Origin of the sequence: Aliidiomarina soli, from assembly GCF_003986975.1 — a bacterium.
Taxonomy (GTDB): domain Bacteria; phylum Pseudomonadota; class Gammaproteobacteria; order Enterobacterales; family Alteromonadaceae; genus Aliidiomarina; species Aliidiomarina soli.
In genome coordinates this window covers 425,587-445,443 of the sequence record NZ_PIPO01000003.1, presented here as the reverse complement: position 1 = coordinate 445,443, position 19,857 = coordinate 425,587, and the positions used below count along the sequence as shown (strand labels likewise).

Genomic DNA, 19,857 nt, shown 5'->3' with positions numbered 1-19,857 from the left:
TGTTATAAATGAAGCTCCTACACACATAGCAAGGCGGCAGACCATGCCATGGGAACGCTTAGAGAATGAGCAGGACGTGTTCATGCTTCAGCATAGAGCCCCTGTCTTTATTGGTGCGGCGGTGTTGGCGGCGTTAGCGGGCTATATCAATGTCGTTATGCTGGGCTTCTTCGCTGTACCTGTCAGCCATATGAGCGGCGCGGTTGCTCACCTCGGCATTGATATCATGAGCGGGAACACAGCCGATCTGCTGCCTATTGGGTCAATACTTGTCGGTTTCTGGCTCGGAGCATTCAGCGCCGGGCTCTTAATCAGCCATGTCAGTCTGCGGCTTAGCAAGAGCTATGTATCGGCTTTAGCGCTGGAAGCCTTACTCCTGTGCCTGGCCGCCGTCTTTGCCCTGAACGACAATAGTTATGCAGTCGCCCTTGCCGCGGCTGCCTGTGGTTTGCAAAACGCCATGGCCGGAAGTTTCCGCGGCCTGACCATACGTACCACCCACGTGACCGGTGTGGTTACCGATCTCGGCGCTTTGCTGGGCAGCCGCCTGCGCGGGCGCAAAGTGAAGACCTGGAAGTTGATCTTGCTGCTGATTATTCTACTGGCGTTTTTTACTGGTGGTGTTCTCGGGGCCTTCGCTGTGTATGCTGCCGGGCTGGTGGTTCTGCTTCCGGCTGCACTGGTAGCCGCTCTGCTCGCGGTGGTAGCCGGATTTATTCCAGGCAAAGAAAAATAAAAGGTTTGCCTAATATTTACGCAACTAACTGCGCCCTGCTGGTATCCTATAAGTACCACTTACACAGGAGAAGCGTCATGCAGATTACCCGACTCGTTATTTCACCGTTGTTGCTTGCAGCAACGTACTTCGCCATGCCGTTTACTCTGGCTGCAGACGAAGAGACAACGTATCAGTTTGATGGACGACTGGAAATTGATGGTCACACCGTCGCACGCCCGCAACAACGTATTCGCACGAATGAAGAGCAATACGTGATTACTCAATCAGAGAGCTACCCCACTATCCGCCTTACTTATAGTATCAGCGAGGCGGGAGGCAACCTGGTCAATGCACGATTTTTGATCGAACAGGAAGGCGACTCAGGCTGGAAGACGCTGATGCAGCCCTCACTGCAGGCGGTGCTTGGCCAGTCACAAACGATTACCGTCAGCGATAATCGCAGCGATGAGGATGATAGTGCGGATATCAGCTTTACCTTTACTGTCAGTGAGTCGGGTTAGGGTTCAGCCCCTTCCGCTTCTTCCTGCAGCCGCCGCTGCTCCGAGAAGGCACTAATGACCGCTTTAACCAGGCTGGCAAGCGGAATGGCAAAGAAAACACCCCAAAAGCCCCACCAGGCACCAAACACCAGCACCGACGCAATGATATAGATCGGATGCAAGCTAACCGCCTCTGAAAACAGTAAGGGGACCAGAACATTGCCATCCAGAGCCTGAATAATCAGATAAGCCACAATCAACCACACCAGGGTTGCTGAGACACCGAACTGAAACAGCCCAACCAAGGCCACGGGCGCTGTTACCACGGCCGCACCAATGTACGGAATGAGTACTGAAAAGCCGACCAGGGTCGCAAGTAAGGCGGCATAGCGTAAGTCAAAGAAGGTAAAAACAATGTAGGTGACAACACCGACGATAATAATTTCAAGTGCTTTACCGCGAATGTAATTTCGGATCTGCAGGTTCATTTCGATACCCACCTGAGAGATCATCCGCCGTTGCTTTGGCAGAATACGGTTAAAATGCCCTACCAGAGTATTTTTATCTTTCAGCATGAAGAAGATCAACAGCGGCACAATAACCAGGTAAATCATCAGCGTAAACGCGTTCACAATCGAGGTTAACGATTGTGCCAGCACCGTTTCGCCAAAGGTTAGCAGTCGTGTGGTCATGTTTTCATTAAAGGTTCTGACCTGTTGCGGTTCCACAAACGCGGGGGCATATTCCTGCGCCTGCTCCATCAGTTGGTCCCAGGCCTGCGCTATCTTAGGTAACTCTCTGAGCAGATTAAAACTCTGCTCCCATACCACCGGCACCAGAAATATCGTAAACAGCAGCATAAAGAGAATAAAAGTCACGAAGACCAGCACGGAAGCGAAGAAGCGACCAATTCCAATCCGTTGTAACAGGGTAACCGGGCCATCGAGTAGGTATGCAAAAACAATTGCAACAAGAAAAGGTGCGAGAATACGACCCCAAAAGATAATAACGCTGAAACCAATTACCAATAAAATCGTCAGAGTCACTGCATTCGGATCAGAAAATCGTGTTTGGAACCAATTGCGTAGGTAATTGAACATAAGGTACCTGTTTCCCTTGCTTGTGTTTGTAACTTTGCATAGCTGCGTTGTAGTTCGTTAGGCATGATACCACTGCACTATCGACAACAGCCAGGTAGCACCGTAGACTTTTAACCTTAGTTAACAGGAATTAAAACGCCAATGGGTGGTAATTGTATGTCATTTTGGGGAATTCGCTGGCTGGCATTGACTGCGGCATGGCTGCTGACCGCTATGCTCACGTTTAGTAGCGCGCATGCACAGCAACGGCCCGATCTGCCAACCATCGGCACCGCTGCTGGCGGCACCATGTCGATCGATCGCGAACGCCTGATCGGTGACTATTATATGCGCCAAATGCGAGCTCAGGCGCCGATGGTTGAAGATCCGGTGCTTAAAGAGTACTTAAGCGACCTCGGCAACCGCCTGGTGCGCCATTCAGACAACGTCCGCTTTCCGTTTACCTTCTTTTGGATCCGTGACCCCAACATCAACGCTTTCGCTTTTCTCGGTGGCTACATTGGTATTCATACCGGGCTCATTGAACAGGCTGAAGACGAGTCGGAGCTGGCCTCTGTGGTGGCGCATGAAATCGCTCATGTGACGCAGCGCCATATTGCCCGTAATATGGAACGTATGTCTGCCGCCGCTCCGGTCAGTATTGCCCAGGTCATCGGTGGCCTGATCCTGGCCATGGCCAACCCACAGTTAGGCATGGCGGTTATGACCGGAAGCATGGCGGGTATCCAGCAGCGACAAATCAACTATACCCGTCAATTTGAACTTGAGGCTGACCGATTTGGCATGACCACGCTGGCGGAAGCTGGCTTTGATGCACAGGGCGCCCCTCGTTTTTTCAGTCGACTGGCGGCGCAGTATCGATATTCTACTCAGGTACCGCAATATCTGGTAACCCACCCCCTGCCCGAATCACGGATTTCCGATACCAGGGCGCGGGCAGATCAACTGCCTGACCGTCGGGTCCCCCCGTCCCTTCAGTTTGAACTGGCAAAAACCCGGGTCGCCGTGCGCTATGGCTCCACCAACGCGCGCGACATGCTGACCACCATGCAAGCCAACGAGCGCCGCGCTGAGCACAACCATCAGCACAAGAAAGATGCCGCTCGCTATGGTCAGGCGTTAGCTTTGTATGAACTGGAACGCTACGCTGAAGCCGAAGATATTGTGGCCGCACTGCGGGAAAAAGACCCGTTAAACCTTTTCTATATCGATACCACCACCGATATCTGGCTCGGCCAGCGACGCTTCGACGAAGCGATAGAGTTTTTAACAGAAGCTTACATTCGCCGACCCAATAATCAGGTAATCACCCTCAACCTGGCGTACGCCGCAAACCGGGGCGGCAACTATGAGCTGTCGGTTAAGATACTCAATGATTATATTCTGCATAACCGTGATGACCGGGTAGCCTACGAGCTGCTATTTGAAGCGCACCAACAATCCGGTGACGCAGTAGCTATGCATGAAGCGCAGGCTGAAGTACTTATTCTGCGTGGGATCTTCGACATGGCAATTGAGGAACTTCACCACGCCTACAGTAAATTGCCGGATAACCGTACACTGGCCAGACAGCGGGTACAGGGCCGGATTGATCAGGTCCGACGCCTCAATAATGACCGTGAACGGGTGATGAATATGTAAAAATTCGCTATCATGCAGCCTTTCTTAAGCCTGTTCCCAGGCGATAGCGGTTCGAGGAACGAAAACCATGAGCGAATACCAGATTATACATAACCCACGTTGTTCAAAAAGCCGTCAAACCCTGGCGCTGCTGCAGGAGAACGGTATCGAGCCCACTATTATTGAGTATTTAAAAGAGCCACTGACAGCAGCACAGATTGAATCCATTGCCGGCAAACTGGCAGATGGTATTGAGTCGATGGTCCGTCGCAAGGAACCATTGTATAAAGAGCTTGGTTTATCTGAGCAGCCCCCTGCAGCAGCTGAGTGGCCCCAACTATTGGCAGAGCATCCCAAATTAATTGAACGACCCATCGTTATCAAAGGTAACGCCGCGCGGATTGGCCGCCCCCCTGAAACTGTGCTGGAGCTGCTGTAGATGCCAACTAATCCTCTTTTTTACCGTCGCCTTACCTTATTCAGCTACCCGTTATTGCTGCTATGGGTCATTCTTTGGCATGCCTGGATAGCCCCTAGCGAAACTCTTTCTGTGTGGCTTAAGTTAGCCATGTGGGGCATTCCACTGTTATTTCCGTTGAAAGGGATCCTGCAAGGCAATCCGTACACCCACGCGTGGGCTAACTTTGTCCTAATGCTGTACTTTTTGCACAGCCTGACCACCTTGTACACCCACCCGGATGAACGCCTGTATGCCGGTATTGAACTGGTATTAACCACGCTGGCCTTTATTGGGGCAACCTTCTACGCGCGCTATGCAGGACGTGAGCAAGGCCTGGGACTGAAAAAGAAAGGGCAAGTAAGCAACGCGGGCAAAGCGCCGTCGTCAGATTGACAGGGTTTGTTTGGCGAAAGGAACCGTTAAGCGTCGTTGCTGAGCCATCGACGCTTTATCCAGTTGATTGAGAATGGCCATCAACTGATGCATATCGCGGCTCACCCGCTGCACGATAAATTGAGCAACCTCAGGTTCCAGTTGCAGTCCTCGTTGTGCTGCATGAGTTTGCAGCGCACGCATACGACCTTCATCGTCCAGCTTGTGCAACTGGAAACTGGTGGTTGCCTGCAGCCGCGAACGCAGATCAGGCAACGCACAAGGAAGTGCCAGCGGCGACACCGATGCCGAAATAACCAGACGACCTTTGCCTGAATCTGACACCCGGTTGTATAATTCAAATAATGCGACACACCATTCGCGTGACTGAGTGACAGCATCAATATCATCCAGACAAATCAGATCATACTCATCAAGCCCCTGTAGCAGGCTGATGTGCATTGGGTCGCTAAAGTCTGCCAGTGGGATATACATCACCTGCAGATGAGTGTGACCAGCTGCCGCACAAACCGCATGCAGGAGATGGGTTTTACCACGCCCACGGCCACCCCAGAAGTAGACAGAGGTTTGGGCCACCGACTCACCGGTTAATGCAGTCAGGGCACTCAGCAGTTCCTGATTAGGTCCACTTTCAAAGGTTTTAAATAGGGCGTCATCCGGCAACAAGACAGGTAACGCCAGTTGCGTGCCAACTGTCGCTACCGCAGCCATCGATACTCCATGACGGGGGTTGCCGTACCACTCCATGGATCCACCACCGGCTCCATTCGGTTCTCCAGCTCAAGCGCCTGCAAGGCCCGCCCCACATCGCCCAGCAGACGCAGTTTGAATTCGGCGGTCCCCTGGTGATACCGGGTTAAGGTGACTCGCTCAACGGCGCCAAGGCGACCTAGCATGGTTTCGGCTTCAAGCACCCGCTCCAGGTCCAGCAAATTAGTAACCCGGATGGTAAGGTCCCCTTCCGATGCCTCACCATAGGTGACCGCGTATTCTGCGGCCACCCGCTCGGTCACCTCATTCATAACGTCCTTACCCAGCGCTTCCAGATCTGCGGCATAACTTTGTCCGTTGCGTCTTGTGTTACCCACCACCAGGGTCCACTGCCCGCGCCAACGCTGGTCATCGACCTGCTGCACCCGCAGCATCACAACGCCATCAGCCGGGTAACGTTTAGTCGCTTCTAATACCGGCACATCAAATCGTCCCCAGACATCACTTGGGCTCACCAGCATGCGATCGGTTAGGTCGAGCAAGGGGAAGCTAATTGGCATTCCGCGCCATTGTGCCTGTTCGCGCAAAGCGTCAATCAACCTGCTGTCACGTTCACGGCCAAGCAGTTGCACACCGCGATCCTCGTCAGTGGCAATCCACAACATCACGTTTGGTCGGCGTGCGCTCCAGTATGTCGCATCCGCACGGCGCAATAATTCTTCTATGCGTCGTTCGTCGAACTGAGCGCGCAATAAAAGTTGCCGCCCCTCAGTCGCATAACTGTATTGCACCAAGTAGTTAGTGTGACGGCCCAGCTCTGAGCGAACCGCGTCTTTTTCCAGCACCGCCTGATGTCCGGACACTTTCACCAACACTTGCTCGAACGCGTTGCGCAGTGCATCCTGACGTTCGTCACGGGACTGTGACTCAACCGCCAGGCGACTCTCATATAAATCAGTGATTTCATTGCTCTGAACGGTCCCGCTCAGCAACAACAGGACGGTCAGCGAGGTGACCCGCAGCGGATAGCTGAACAGCGTAACCTGGCTGGGTTTGACCCAGCTTTTGGCCCAGTTAAGGCTAACTAAAAGAAAATGCACGTTACCTGCCTGTCTTAAGTGGTGTAAGGGGATAATAAACAGCCAAAGCGATTCCAGCAAGTGACAACCTGTGGATAACCACTGAGCAAACTGGCTTCACCGTCGGAGTCCTGCTAAAGTACCGCTATTACTGAACATTTTGTCGAATTTTTAAGGCTTTAATCATGCTTAGACAACAGTTGCGCGCTGTCAGCTCACTCTTAACGACCATGACGCTGATCGGCCTCTGTGTCGGCATGACCAGTACCCTGCTCAGTTTACGGGCGACCATCGAAGGTTTCTCGACCATGACCACGGGTATTATCATGTCAGCCTACTTCATTGGCTTTCTATTTGGTACTACCCGCGCGCCCAAGGATATTCGTCGGGTGGGCTACATTCGAGCCTTTGGTGGTCTCGCCGCGCTTGCTTCAGCGGCCGTGCTGCTGCAGTCCGTATGGGTTGACCCTGTGGTCTGGTTCCTCGCCCGGTTCGTCAGCGGCTTTGCTATTTCGGCGATGTTCGTGATTGCCGAAAGCTGGCTTAACACCATGGCTGACAACCGCAACCGCGGTGCCATGCTCTCGGTTTACCTGGTGCTAATTTATGCGGGACTGATCACCGGCCAGCTTATTCTGGGTATTGCCGATCCCGGGACCTTTGTGCCGTTTGTCATTATTGCGCTGTTAATCAATTTATCACTGATCCCGATTCTGGCCACCATATCGTCCGAACCGAACAGCGCCTCAAGCGGCAAAGTGCCAATCCGCTTCCTGCTTAAACAGGCTCCGCTTGGTATTGCTGCGGCGTTTATCATTCAGGCCTGTTATGCCATGTTTTATGGCATTGGTCCGGTATATGCCACTTACATTGGGCTCAGCGTAGCCCAGGTCACCATTTTTATGGCTGCTTTTATATTTGGCGGCCTGGTGCTGCAAACTCCGATTGGGCTGCTCTCTGACCGTGTTGACCGCCGTTTAGTGCTGGCCGGCGTTGCCGCCGTCGGCACCCTGACCGCGGTGGTGTTGTCGCGTCTGGATGGCGATACGCCCTATCTGATATTCACCTTCATGGCCATACTCGGCGGGTGTCTGCTGCCGGTGTATTCACTGGCCATGGCTCATACCAGTGATTATCTGGAAACCGAACAAATGGTCGGCGCCACGGGTTCAATTATCAAAGTTGGCGGCATTGGCGCTATTATCGGTGCGCCTTCAGTCGCTGCCCTGATGCAGTTTGGTGCTGTCGAGTTTTTCTTTTTGCTGATGGCCAGCCTGACTGCGATTATCTGTTTGTATGCGGTATACCGCACCACACGCCGTCCGAAAGCTGCCGACCAGGGTCATACTGTGTTGACCAGCCTGGGGCACTCAACACCGTCTGAAGAATTACTCAGTTCACTGGTCGAAAGTGAAGCCGAAGAAGAAGATGAGAGTGAAGCCCCGCATGTTCCACTCGACGATTTACCGGAAATCACCATCCCGCAGCAGCGTCAGGATAACCAATAGCGCTGCCGCAGGGGGTAGATTTTAGATTAGTCTGCCTTTAACAAGGTTGTCAGTAGCTCAGCGGCTTGCTGGTGAATAAGAGCCAGATGCTCAGCACTTTTCAGGCTTTCTGCATAGACTTTATAAACTGGTTCGGTACCTGAGGGGCGCACAGCAAACCAGCCATTCTCAGTGACCACTTTCAGGCCACCGAAGAGTGCTTTGTTGCCCGGCGCTTTAGTCAGCACCGAGGTCACCGTTTCACCAGCGAATTCAGTCAGCTTAATAGACTTCTGAGGCAACTGCTTAAAGGCGTCCATCATATCTTCATCGGCGCTGGTATCGACACGCTGGTAATACGAGCGACCATATTTACTTTCCAGATCCTGATAGTAATCACTTGCCGATTTGCCGCTACGAGCCTGAATTTCAGCCGCCAGCAGACACATAATGATGCCATCTTTGTCGGTACTCCAGGCCTGACCATCCATATCCAGGAAGCTGGCGCCGGCACTTTCTTCACCCGCAAAAACCAGGTTGCCATGGTTGAGCCCCTCGGCAAACCATTTAAAGCCCACAGGCACTTCCATCAGTGGACGCTCAAGCCCAGCGACAACCCGATCAATCACGCCACTGGAGACCAGGGTCTTACCCACCGCTGAGTCTTGTTTCCAGTTACGATTGCGGCACAAATAATCAATCGCGACGGCCAGATAATGATTCGGATTCATTAAGCCTGCCTGAGTCACAATGCCGTGGCGGTCAAAGTCCGGATCGTTGCCCACTGCGACATCAAAATCACCTTTGCGCGCAACCAGGCCGGCCATCGCATACGGCGACGAACAATCCATGCGGATCTTGCCGTCTTTATCCAGGGTCATAAACGAGAACGACGGGTCCACGTGGTCATTAAACAGCGTAATATCCAGCCCATAATAATCGCGTACGGCACGCCAGTAGTCGGCACCTGAGCCGCCTAGCGCATCCACCGCTATACGTACCTTGGCATCTTTAATCGCAGTCATATCGATCACATTGGCCAGGCCTGCTACATAATCAGCAATCCAGTCCTGCTTACGCAAACGCTTTGAACCTAACGCTTGCTCGTAACTCACTACTTCAACACCCATCAACTCACTGACAATCAGTGCGTTGGCGTATTCCTGAATGGTTTTGGTTACCTCACCGTCCGCCGGACCACCATGGCTGGGATTGTATTTAAAACCACCATCCTGCGGGGGGTTGTGCGACGGAGTGATTACCACCCCATCCGCTAAACCACTGCTACGGCCGCGGTTGTACTTAACAATTTGCTGGCTGATAACCGGGGTTGGCGTATACCCAAGGTCGTCCTGTACATGCACTTCCAGGCCGTTGCCAATAAATACTTCGAGTGCGGTAGCAAATGCGGCTTCCGACAACGCATGGGTATCTTTACCGAGCATCAGCGGCCCATCGATGCCCTGCTCTTTGCGATAGGCCACAATAGCCTGGCTAATGGCAAGAATATGGGTTTCGTTGAAAGAGCCCAGCAATGCACTGCCACGATGGCCTGAGGTACCAAAACTAACCTGCTGTGCTGGCAGGCGCATATTCGGTTCACGCACATAATACTGGGTCATTAGCTGGGCAAGATTGACCAGATCGCTGGTTTGCGCTGGCTGACCTGCTCGAGGATGAATACTCATTTATAGAAAGTCCCTGATTTTTTCCGCGTCTGTCGGGGTATACCCCAGTCCGGTTGCGACCTGGGTCAACATAGATTTCTTTTTTGTCGTGTTGCTGTTTGTGATCACCCAATATGGCGACTGTGGAATTTGCTTAGGGTTGGTGCTGTTACCACTTTCCAGTAAGGCTTGTTCGCTGGTCGCAAAGTAAATGCGGTCGCGGCCCTTAATATCCAGTACCACCTGAAACGCATCGCCGTGGCAACGATACAGCATCGACAGAATATGCAGGAAACGTCCTACCACGCTTTTCTCAGCGGCGAAATCGGCACTGGTGATGACATCAAAGACTGTGCGCTGGGTCGACGTTCCGGCCGTGGCAACCTTGGTCGCTGCAGGTGTTACTGGGTCTGCAACGGTCGAGGTCTCCTGCAACTGCAACAGGCGACGCAAAATATCTGATGCACTTTCGCCGATGTGTTCAGTATTCGCTGCAATGTAGGTGTATATGTCGTCATCGATCTCAATACGCTTCATCTGATTACCCGTCGCTTTCTGTTGTACGCTTGATCATTAATGCGCGCAATTATACCCAAGGCGCTCTTTGATTGCACCGTTGATTAAGCTGGGCGACAATAGTGGCACTTTCTCTACTGAATAGCTGGTAATCGGGAGATTTCATGCAGTTAAATTATGAGCGTAGCGGTTCCGGAGAACCTGTCATCCTCATTCACGGTTTATTTGGCGACCTGGATAACCTGAAAAGTATTAGCCGCAGCCTGAATGAGCATTACAGCGTGATAAACCTGGATGTACGTAACCATGGCCAGTCACCGCATACCTCAGCAATGAGTTACGCTGACATGGCTGAGGACGTTATTGCAATTGCCGATGCCGAAGGCCTTGACCAGTTTCATCTGCTCGGCCACTCGATGGGCGGTAAAATAGCAATGGAAATTGCCCTGCGCTATCCGAGCCGGGTCCGCTCGCTAATAGTCGCAGACATTGCCCCAGTCGCCTATGATGCTCGTCACAGCTCGATTCTGGATGCACTCTGTGCCATCGATGTGGACGCATTGAGCAGTCGCCAGCAAGCGGACAGCGAACTTGCCAAATCAATTGAAAGCAAAGGCGTACGTCAATTCCTGCTGAAAAACCTGCGTCAAGAAGATGACCGCTGGTACTGGCGCTTTAATCTAGAAGCGCTGCAGGACAACTACCAGACACTGATTGGTGAGCCCACCCGTGACGGCCAGTACACCGGGCCGGTACTCTTTATCCGCGGCGAACTGTCGGACTATGTCCAGCAGTCCCATAGTGATGCCATTGGCAGCCGTTTTCCAAATGCCCGTCCGCAAACTATAGCCGGGACAGGTCACTGGCTGCACGCAGAACAACCAGCGAAATTTAATCAGCTGGTGAGTGACTTTCTCGAGCAACACTAATGTGCTAGAATGCGCGCCGATTTGGTTGAGGTAGTACCATGTTTTCTGAAAATTTTGAACAAATTGAAAGCCTCCTGACAAACCTCGCAATAGCTGGGCTTTTTTTACTTATTGGCCTTGCCATTCAGGACGTCCTGAAACGTGGTGATGTTCCAAAATTTGGCCGCTGGGCGGTCTGGCTGGTACTATTTCTGGGCATGGCAGGATTCGTTGCCAAAGGCATCATCCAGTTCATTATCGAATCCAATTTACACTAACCCATGGCCAAAGAAACGACGGATAACGTCACTATCGACCTGTTCCAACACCAGCGTCGCCCCGGTCGTCCCCGGACGAACCCGTTGTCGCGCTCGGAACAAATGAAACAGAATAAACGTCGTCAGCTACAACGTGATAAAGAACGAGGCTTACGACGGATTGAACTGAAAGTTGAGGACTCTGTGTACGATGCACTGAACAAACGTGCAGAGAAAGCCGGGCTTAGCCGCAGTCAGCTAATTGAAAAACTGCTGCAGGACGCTCTCAGCCACACAGAGAAAGATGTTTAACTAATCAACGCAGGTAACTTCGAATTATGGCAACCGTTGGACTTTTCTTCGGAAGTGACACCGGCAACACTGAAGCTGTTGCTCAGATGATTCAAAAAGAGCTGGGTAAGAATCTAATCGACGTCAAAGACATTGCGAAATCGAGCAAAGAAGACATCGCAGAGTACGACCTGCTGCTGTTTGGCATCCCGACCTGGTATTATGGCGAAGCTCAGTGTGACTGGGACGATTTCTTCCCCGAGTTAGAAGAAATCGACTTCAACGACAAGCTGGTGGCTATTTTTGGTTGCGGTGACCAGGAAGATTACGCCGAATATTTCCTCGATGCGATGGGGATGGTGCGTGATATCGTTGAAGCCAAAGGTGGCATCATTGTCGGCCATTGGCCAACAGCCAGCTATAATTTCGAGGCGTCAAAAGGCCTTGCCGATAATGACCACTTCGTCGGTCTGGGGATTGACGAAGACCGTCAGCCGGAATTAACCAAGGAACGGGTTCAACAATGGTGCAAGCAGTTGCAAGATGAAATGTATCTTGCAGAACTGGCTGACTAAACAAGATCTTAGAAACCCGTATTCAGATAAACAGCCGACCTGAAGGGTCGGCTTTTTTCGTTTCATCCGCCGATTAATCTAGCTATAATCAATTCACCATGCACGGAACAGAGTAAATTATGCCGAGTACAGATGCAGAGTTAAAAAAAGCAGGCTTAAAGGTCACATCGCCGCGGATCAAGATTCTGGAGATGCTGAAGAACCCTGACCATCAGCATGTCAGTGCAGAAGATGTCTATCGCCTTCTCCTTGAACAGGAACATGAAGTGGGTCTGGCGACCGTGTACCGCGTGCTAAACCAGTTTGACGACGCTGGTATTGTTACCCGACACCATTTTGAAGGCGGCCGTTCGGTGTTCGAACTTAGCGCCAAACAGCATCATGATCACCTCGTCTGCCTTACCTGTGGCCGGGTTATCGAGTTCGAAGACAATGTGATTGAACAGCGCCAGCTTGAAGTAGCGGAAGCGAATAATATAAAGCTGACCAACCACAGCCTGTACCTGTATGGCGAGTGCCAGAAACCAGACACTTGTGAGTACAACAACGAAGATGCCAACCCAGGACGCTTCGGAGTTTAGCCATGAAATGGATGATTTACGGCGCCACCGGTTATACCGGAGAGTTAATTGTGCACCAGGCCAAACGACTTGGTTACCGCCCTATCCTGGCAGGTCGCAATAAACAAAAAATTGAAACCCTGGCCACCCACATGGAAATGCCCTGGCGCGCCTTCAACCTGGAATCAGTAGATACCATCGCCAGTCAACTTGAAGACGTCGATCTGGTTATTCACTGTGCCGGACCGTTTGAAGAAACGGCAGAGCCAATGCTCCACGCATGCCTTAAAGCAAAAACTCACTATCTCGATATCACTGGCGAAATCAGCGTCTTTGAACTGGCTCACAGCCTGCGCAAAGAAGCCGACGACGCTGGCATTATTATCTGCCCTGGTGTTGGTTTCGATGTAATCCCGACTGACTGTGTGGCGGCTCGCCTCAATGCACAAATGCCCAATGCCACTCATCTCGCACTTGGCTTTGATTCCAGCTCGCGGATGAGCCGAGGTACAGCATTAACCAGCATCCGCCGCCTGCACAAAGGCGGCGCTGTTCGCGAAAATGGCGAGATTAAAAACGTACCACTGGCCTATAAGACCCGCCGGATTAATTTTGGTGATGGCGAGAAAATGGCGATGACGATTCCCTGGGGTGATGTCGCTACGGCCTACTACAGCACTGGTATTGAAAATGTTGAAGTTTACGTCCCCGCCAGCCCTAAACTGATTACGCGGATGAAGCGCATGAACTGGATCCGCTGGGCGTTTGCCTTTAAAGCACTGCGTGCCCGGTTAGAAAAGAAAGTTGCTCAAGGCCCTGCCGGCCCCGACGTGAAAGAACGTGAACGGGCCTATACCTGGGTTTGGGGTGAAGCACGTAATGCCGCCGGCGATGTCATTACTATCCGGCAAAAAGTATTGAATGGGTACACCCTGACCAGTCGCGGGGCGATCGAGCTGGCTGTCTATATTATGCGCAATAAATTAAGCCCAGGCTTTTATACCCCATCACGGCTTTATGGTGCCAAACTGATTGACCGTTTTCTGGTTGACTAAACGCTGACATTCAGCCGTTCACTAAAAAATAAAGGGCGCCTAATCAGGCGCCCTTTTGCTATATGGTGTCTGGCTCGCGCCATCACGCCGTTTAGTTCAGATCGAAACGATCCGCATTCATCACCTTAGTCCAGGTGGTTACGAAATCCTGCACGAACTTCTCTTTGGCATCATCCTGCGCATACACTTCTGCGTACGAGCGCAAAATTGAATTTGAACCAAAGACCAGGTCGACCCGTGTTGCTGTCCACTTGACCTCACCCGTTGCACGGTCACGCAGTTCATAGAGGTTCTCATCGACAGGCTTCCACAGCGTATTCATATCGGTTAGGTTAACGAAGAAGTCATTGCTTAATGCGCCTTCGTTTGCCGTAAAGACACCATGTTTGGTGCCACCGTAGTTGGTACCGAGAACCCGCATACCACCCAACAGAACCGTCATCTCCGGCGCCGTTAAGCCGAGTAGCTGACTACGGTCAACCAACAATTCTTCGGCGGAGACACTGTAGTCATTTTTCAGCCAGTTTCTGAAACCGTCATGAATTGGCTCCAACGGCTCAAAGGACTCAATATCAGTCATCTCAGCGCTGGCGTCGCCGCGTCCTGGTGCAAAGGGTACAGTGATAGTAACCCCTGCTTTCTGGGCTGCCTGCTCCACCGCCGCACTACCAGCGAGGACAATTAAATCAGCCAGGCTGATGTTCTTATCCAGTTCGCTCTGCAACTGAGTTAACGCAGCCAGAACGCGCTGTAAACGGTCCGGTTCATTACCCTGCCAGTCTTTCATTGGTGCTAAGCGGATCCGTGCGCCATTGGCTCCTCCGCGATAATCAGAGCCACGGAAGGTGCGCGCACTGTCCCAGGCCGTGGCAATCAGATCTGCCGGGGCAATCCCAGTCTCCAGTGTACGTTTCTTCAACTGTGCAATTTCAGTCTCATCCAGGGTGTAATCAACCTTAGGTACCGGATCCTGCCACAGCAGCTCCTCAGCCGGCACGTCCGGACCTAAATAGCGGTCTCGCGGACCAAGGTCACGGTGCGTCAGTTTGTACCAGGCGCGCGCAAACACAGCAGAGAAATATGCCGGGTCGTTATAAAAACGCTCGGATATTTTGCGATACTCAGGATCTTTTATCATCGCCATATCCGCATCGGTCATAATCGGATTATTGCGTTTACCCGGATCATGCGCATCAATTGGCTTATCTTCTTCTTTAATATCAATCGGTTCCCACTGCCATGCGCCAGCCGGGCTTTTCTTCAGTTCCCAGTCGTAAGTAAACAACAGGTAGAAATAGCCATTGTCCCAACGGTCCGGGTTGGTGGTCCAGGCCCCTTCCAGTCCACTGCTCACCGTATCACCGGCGTTGCCTGTACCTTTGGGGTTGTGCCAGCCGAATCCCTGCTCTTCAATACCTGCGGCTTCCGGCTCTTTGCCAAGTGCAGCGGCATCGCCGTTACCATGACATTTACCGACCGTATGACCACCAGCGGTCAGGGCGACGGTTTCTTCGTCATTCATTGCCATCCGTTTAAAGGTTTCACGAACGTCTTTCGCCGTGCGCAATGGATCAGGGTTACCGTCCACCCCTTCAGGGTTTACATAGATAAGGCCCATTTGCACTGCGGCCAGCGGGTTCTCCAGTGAATCACGCTTGTCGTCGCTGCTGTAGCGATTCTCTGTTGCCGCTAGCCATTCGGTTTCAGATCCCCAGTACACGTCTTTCTCCGGATGCCAGATATCTTCCCGTCCACCGGCAAAGCCATACACTTCAAGGCCCATTGACTCATAGGCCATAGTTCCGGCCAGGATCATCAAATCAGCCCAGGATAGTTTATTGCCGTATTTCTTTTTGATTGGCCATAACAGGCGACGTGCTTTGTCCAGATTAACGTTATCTGGCCAGCTGTTTAGCGGAGCAAAACGCTGATTGCCGGTGTTGGCCCCACCACGACCATCGGATACCCGATAGGAACCTGCTGCGTGCCAGGCCATGCGGATCATCAGCCCACCATAGTGACCCCAGTCGGCTGGCCACCAGTCCTGACTATCGGTCATCAGTGCTTTGACATCATCTTTCACTGCCTGCAGATCGAGGCTATTGAACGCTTTGCTATAGTCAAAGGCATCGCCCAGTGGATTCACCTTGCGATCATGCTGATGTAAAATATCCAGATTCAATGCATTTGGCCACCAGGACATATTGTCTTTGGTACTCGCGGTATTGCCACCGTGCATAATCGGGCACTTACCGCCGCTATTTGTTTTTTTTAACTCGGCCGACATATGTTGTCTCCTGTTGGTGACACTGAGCTACGACAAACAACCTTGCCCGGCGTGTATCAGTATCTAATATCAAGTTTCACTAATTAAACTAACGAAAATAAAGCCCGCTGTACAATGACTTGTTTCGAACAGGCAAATAGGTTTTTTGAATGAGTCGCGAAAAACAAAAAACCCCAGTGCCAAAGCACTGGGGTTTGCAACGTCAATAACGGCGGGAAACAAAGGACGCGGTTCAAGCGTCTCCTGCTTGTTCCATTTTAGCCCAGCTGTCGCGCAGGCCTACGGTACGATTGAATACCAGCTTACCCTGCGCGGCAAATTCGCTGTCGACACAGAAATAGCCAGTTCGCTCAAACTGAAAACCGGCTTCTGCTTCGGCCTTGGCAAGGGACGGTTCAACCACACCCTGCACGATTTGCAGCGAATCAGGGTTTAATGCATCCGCAAAAACATCTTCCGCAGCCGGGTTCGCGACCTGGAACAGACGGTCATATAAACGAATTTCGGCAGGCACGCCATGTTCAGCCGAGACCCAGTGAATAACCCCTTTCACTTTACGCCCGTCCGCCGGGTCTTTACCCAGGGTATCGGCATCGTAGCTGCAATAGACGGTAGTAACATTGCCATCGGCATCGGTATCAAAACGTTCTGCTTTAATCACATAGGCATTGCGCAAACGTACTTCTTTGCCCAGCACCAAACGCTTAAACTTCTTATTCGCCGATTCACGGAAGTCTTCTCGCTCGATATAGAGTTCACGAGTGAACGGTACCTCACGCGTTCCCATGTCCGGATTATTCGGATGGTTAGGCGCCTGCAGCGTTTCGCTACTGCCCTCTGCAAAGTTCTCGATGACGACTTTGATCGGGTCCAGTACGGCCATGGCCCGTGGCGCATTCTCATTCAGATCATCACGAATACAAGCTTCCAGAATACCCATTTCGACCTGGTTATCCATTTTAGTCACGCCGATGCGATGCGCAAATTCGCGGATCGAGGTTGGCGTGTAGCCACGACGACGCAAGCCGGCAATGGTCGGCATCCGCGGGTCATTCCAACCTTCCACATGCCCTTCGGTCACCAGTTCATTGAGTTTACGCTTACTCATGACCGTGTATTCAAGGTTCAAACGAGAAAACTCAATCTGCTGTGGATGGCAATCGATGCTGATATTATTCAGCACCCAGTCGTACAGGCGTCGGTTGTCCTGAAACTCAAGCGTACATAACGAATGGGTAATGCCTTCGAGTGCATCGGAAATACAATGTGTAAAGTCGTACATCGGATAGACACACCAGGTATCACCGGTTTGATGGTGATGCACATGACGTACCCGATAGATAACAGGGTCGCGCATACACATGAATGGCGACGACATATCGATTTTGGCCCGCAGGCTACACTCGCCTTCTTTGTACTTACCCGCTGTCATATCAGAAAAGTGCTGCAAGTTTTCTGCTACCGGGGTCTCACGATAGGGGCTATTGGTGCCTTTTTCAGTTAGCGTGCCACGCATTGTGCGCATACTGTCCTGATCGGAGAAATCAACGTAGGCCAGGCCTTTTTCAATCAACTCAATGGCAAAGCCGTGCAAGGCTGAAAAATAATCCGATGAAAAACGTGGCTTACCCTGCCATTCATAGCCGAGCCACTGCACATCGCGCTTAATCGAGTTGATGTACTCAACACTTTCTTTAAGCGGATTGGTGTCGTCAAAACGTAAATTGCACTGACCGTCGTAATCTTCAGCGATGCCAAAGTTAAGCACTATCGACTTAGCATGACCGATATGCAGGTAGCCGTTAGGCTCTGGCGGAAAACGGGTATGCACACTATGGTGCTTACCCGATGCCAGATCCTGATCGATTATTTTACGAATAAAGTTACTTGCACGTGGTGCATCTTCGGCCATGGAAGCTCGTCTCCGACTACAGGTATGTGATTAAAATGAAGCGTATGATCGCAACAAAACGCCGCGCTTACAAGCCGAAAAAACGCAGATAGCGACGCATTTGTTGCTGCGCTGTCATTAATCCAATCGGCGCAAAGCGAATCTTCGTACCGGGTTGTCGCTGCGCCAACGCAAAACAATCCAGAGGGAGGATATTACCAAGCTTAGGATAGCCCCCCAAAGTCTGCCGATCATTGAGCATAATAATAGGCTGGCCATCTGCTGGCACCTGCACTGCTGCGTAACTTAATGGCTCCGAGTACATCCCCAGTGTGGGGCTCTGCAACGGGCTACCAGACAAACGTGCGCCCATCCGATCACTGCGCGTGTCAAGTTCGAACGGCTGCTGCATAAGCTGTTGCCAGGTCGACTTACTAAACGCATGCTGTTGATAGCCTGGAATAATATGCAATGTCAGCGGGCCGCTATAATCCGGCATAAAGCGTTCCGGGATTTGTCTTGCGATGCCCTCTTCCGGCAGTATTCCGCTGGCAAGAAAGTCGCCATCCTGCAGCGCCTCACCTCGTCCGCAGACGCCGCCGAGCTTATCGCGTTTAACCGTGGCCATACTGCCCAGCACCTCGGGTACCTGGAACCCGCCCTGCACCCCAAGGTAGGCACGAAAACCCAGACGCGGCGTGCCGAAGCGCAGGCGATCGCCGGTACTGACCCAGAAACTGCGCCAGGGGGCCTGAGGCTCTCCATTGACAGTCAGGTTCAGATCGCCGCCAGTAACTGCAATCATGGTTTGAGTACGAACTTCCAGTTCCAGCCCACCGGCGGTAACCTCTATCAAACTGGCATCTGAGGAATTATCGAGCAGACGGTTGGCCCAACTGGCTGCCATGGCATCCATCGGTCCCCCATTGGTCACCCCGAGGTGCTCATAACCGAAACGCCCCGCATCCTGCACTAAGCTAAAGAAGCCTTTGCGAATAACCTGAAATCCTGTTGCTGACTGACTCATCGCGCTTGCTCCTTAACCCAGGCGTCTAACTGCTGCACAGTGACCGCTTTAAAACGGACCCGGTCACCCACTTCAACCGGTGTCATCGGCGACGCTTGCGGGTCAAACCAAGTGACCGGGGTGTAACCAAGAATATGCCAGCCACCTGGGGAGTCGTAGGGATACACGGCAGTCTGCTGCTCTGCAATGGCGACACTGCCGGCCGCAACCTTTTGCCGCGGTGTCGACAACCGCGGCAGGCGTAATTGTTGAGGCAACTCTGCCAGGTATGAAAAGCCCGGCGCAAACCCCTGAGCGTAAACCTGGTAGTCCTGACCACTGTGCAGTTCAATTACCGCCTGCTCTGACAACCCACAGGCATCCGCCACGGCGGTTAAATCAGGTCCGTGTTCACCGCCATACACCACCGGTAACTCAACCAGCTTGCCGTACTGGGTGGTGTTTTCAAAGGCAACCATCTGCAGTTCCCGTTCCAGCAGTAACTGCAGGTCATACATCCGGCACTGGCGCGGATCATACTCAACCAGAATCGTGGTATAGGCCGGTACAACCTGGCTGATAATAGAGGGGTGCCGGGTTAGCAAGTGGTCGCGTAGCGCGCTCAGATAAGCGGGCAATGCACTATTGAGCTGGTTACCAAACCGCACCAGTATGGCGTTTACACCAGCCAGTTCGAATGTCGCGTCGGGACGCTTAAAGCTCATCCTGTTGTCCTTCATTGCGCAACACTGCAATTGCACAGCATTGCATTACGT

At 52.1% G+C, this 19,857-nt stretch carries 21 protein-coding genes; 12 read left to right on the top strand and 9 right to left on the bottom strand.

Annotated elements, in window-relative coordinates:
- Positions 1–43: 43 nt before the first annotated feature.
- Complete coding sequence (locus CWE14_RS08635) at positions 44–736, top strand: YoaK family protein (protein WP_126799003.1); 693 nt, start codon at positions 44–46, stop codon at positions 734–736.
- 77 nt (positions 737–813) lie between these two features.
- A complete protein-coding gene (locus CWE14_RS08630) occupies positions 814–1,239 on the top strand; it encodes a hypothetical protein (RefSeq protein ID WP_126799002.1) in 426 nt (141 codons plus the stop codon).
- Here CWE14_RS08630 and CWE14_RS08625 read toward each other — a convergent pair.
- The gene (locus CWE14_RS08625; protein WP_126799001.1) at positions 1,236–2,318 is read right to left on the bottom strand and encodes an AI-2E family transporter; all 1,083 of its coding nucleotides are present in this window, start codon (positions 2,316–2,318) and stop codon (positions 1,236–1,238) included. The genes CWE14_RS08630 and CWE14_RS08625 overlap by 4 nt on opposite strands.
- Before the next feature lie 156 nt (positions 2,319–2,474).
- Here CWE14_RS08625 and bepA point away from each other — a divergent pair, with 156 nt between their 5' ends.
- The 3 genes from bepA to CWE14_RS08610 all read left to right on the top strand — a co-directional run bounded on the left by bepA (position 2,475) and on the right by CWE14_RS08610 (position 4,791).
- Positions 2,475–3,959, top strand: coding sequence for a beta-barrel assembly-enhancing protease (gene bepA, locus CWE14_RS08620; RefSeq protein WP_198676558.1), 1,485 nt, complete (start codon positions 2,475–2,477; stop codon positions 3,957–3,959).
- A gap of 67 nt (positions 3,960–4,026) precedes the next feature.
- On the top strand, positions 4,027–4,377 hold the full coding sequence (gene arsC, locus CWE14_RS08615; protein WP_126798999.1) for an arsenate reductase (glutaredoxin): 351 nt from the start codon (positions 4,027–4,029) through the stop codon (positions 4,375–4,377).
- A complete protein-coding gene (locus tag CWE14_RS08610; RefSeq protein ID WP_126798998.1) occupies positions 4,378–4,791 on the top strand; it encodes a DUF2069 domain-containing protein in 414 nt (137 codons plus the stop codon).
- Here CWE14_RS08610 and hda read toward each other — a convergent pair.
- Together hda and CWE14_RS08600 are read right to left on the bottom strand one after the other, a co-directional pair.
- Positions 4,783–5,502 (bottom strand): DnaA regulatory inactivator Hda, encoded by a 720-nt coding sequence (gene hda / locus CWE14_RS08605; protein WP_126787631.1) that lies wholly within the window; start codon positions 5,500–5,502, stop codon positions 4,783–4,785. The two genes, CWE14_RS08610 and hda, sit on opposite strands and share 9 nt — an antisense overlap.
- Positions 5,490–6,602 (bottom strand): DUF2066 domain-containing protein, encoded by a 1,113-nt coding sequence (locus tag CWE14_RS08600; RefSeq protein ID WP_157981805.1) that lies wholly within the window; start codon positions 6,600–6,602, stop codon positions 5,490–5,492. Before CWE14_RS08600 ends, hda begins: the two co-directional genes overlap by 13 nt.
- 164 nt (positions 6,603–6,766) lie before the next feature.
- Here CWE14_RS08600 and CWE14_RS08595 point away from each other — a divergent pair, with 164 nt between their 5' ends.
- On the top strand, positions 6,767–8,089 hold the full coding sequence (locus CWE14_RS08595; protein ID WP_126798995.1) for an MFS transporter: 1,323 nt from the start codon (positions 6,767–6,769) through the stop codon (positions 8,087–8,089).
- Positions 8,090–8,115: 26 nt separating this feature from the next.
- Here the strand turns inward: CWE14_RS08595 and pgm are convergent, their stop codons facing one another.
- A complete protein-coding gene (gene pgm / locus CWE14_RS08590; protein ID WP_126798994.1) occupies positions 8,116–9,756 on the bottom strand; it encodes a phosphoglucomutase (alpha-D-glucose-1,6-bisphosphate-dependent) in 1,641 nt (546 codons plus the stop codon).
- The gene (gene seqA / locus CWE14_RS08585) at positions 9,757–10,272 is read right to left on the bottom strand and encodes a replication initiation negative regulator SeqA (RefSeq protein WP_126798993.1); all 516 of its coding nucleotides are present in this window, start codon (positions 10,270–10,272) and stop codon (positions 9,757–9,759) included.
- Between the two features lie 143 nt (positions 10,273–10,415).
- On the opposite strand from seqA, the gene CWE14_RS08580 reads away from it, so the two are divergent.
- The 6 genes from CWE14_RS08580 to CWE14_RS08555 all read left to right on the top strand — a co-directional run bounded on the left by CWE14_RS08580 (position 10,416) and on the right by CWE14_RS08555 (position 13,897).
- Positions 10,416–11,180: an alpha/beta fold hydrolase gene (locus CWE14_RS08580; protein WP_126798992.1), complete on the top strand. Its 765-nt coding sequence runs from the start codon at positions 10,416–10,418 to the stop codon at positions 11,178–11,180.
- 38 nt (positions 11,181–11,218) lie between these two features.
- Positions 11,219–11,437: a DUF2788 domain-containing protein gene (locus CWE14_RS08575; RefSeq protein ID WP_126798991.1), complete on the top strand. Its 219-nt coding sequence runs from the start codon at positions 11,219–11,221 to the stop codon at positions 11,435–11,437.
- 3 nt (positions 11,438–11,440) lie between these two features.
- The gene (gene ybfE / locus CWE14_RS08570; protein WP_126798990.1) at positions 11,441–11,728 is read left to right on the top strand and encodes a LexA regulated protein; all 288 of its coding nucleotides are present in this window, start codon (positions 11,441–11,443) and stop codon (positions 11,726–11,728) included.
- Positions 11,729–11,754: 26 nt separating this feature from the next.
- Positions 11,755–12,282, top strand: coding sequence for a flavodoxin FldA (gene fldA, locus CWE14_RS08565; protein ID WP_126798989.1), 528 nt, complete (start codon positions 11,755–11,757; stop codon positions 12,280–12,282).
- 119 nt (positions 12,283–12,401) lie between these two features.
- Complete coding sequence (gene fur / locus CWE14_RS08560; RefSeq protein WP_126787622.1) at positions 12,402–12,863, top strand: ferric iron uptake transcriptional regulator; 462 nt, start codon at positions 12,402–12,404, stop codon at positions 12,861–12,863.
- A 2-nt stretch (positions 12,864–12,865) separates the two neighbouring features.
- Complete coding sequence (locus tag CWE14_RS08555; RefSeq protein ID WP_126798988.1) at positions 12,866–13,897, top strand: saccharopine dehydrogenase family protein; 1,032 nt, start codon at positions 12,866–12,868, stop codon at positions 13,895–13,897.
- Between the two features lie 91 nt (positions 13,898–13,988).
- Here the strand turns inward: CWE14_RS08555 and katG are convergent, their stop codons facing one another.
- The 4 genes from katG to pxpB form a co-directional block, all read right to left on the bottom strand.
- Positions 13,989–16,184 (bottom strand): catalase/peroxidase HPI, encoded by a 2,196-nt coding sequence (gene katG, locus CWE14_RS08550; protein WP_126798987.1) that lies wholly within the window; start codon positions 16,182–16,184, stop codon positions 13,989–13,991.
- Positions 16,185–16,416: 232 nt separating this feature from the next.
- Positions 16,417–18,096 (bottom strand): glutamine--tRNA ligase, encoded by a 1,680-nt coding sequence (glnS, locus tag CWE14_RS08545; protein ID WP_126798986.1) that lies wholly within the window; start codon positions 18,094–18,096, stop codon positions 16,417–16,419.
- 67 nt (positions 18,097–18,163) lie between these two features.
- Positions 18,164–19,102 (bottom strand): 5-oxoprolinase subunit C family protein, encoded by a 939-nt coding sequence (locus CWE14_RS08540; RefSeq protein ID WP_126798985.1) that lies wholly within the window; start codon positions 19,100–19,102, stop codon positions 18,164–18,166.
- Complete coding sequence (pxpB, locus tag CWE14_RS08535; protein ID WP_157981804.1) at positions 19,099–19,806, bottom strand: 5-oxoprolinase subunit PxpB; 708 nt, start codon at positions 19,804–19,806, stop codon at positions 19,099–19,101. Before pxpB ends, CWE14_RS08540 begins: the two co-directional genes overlap by 4 nt.
- Positions 19,807–19,857 lie beyond the last annotated feature (51 nt).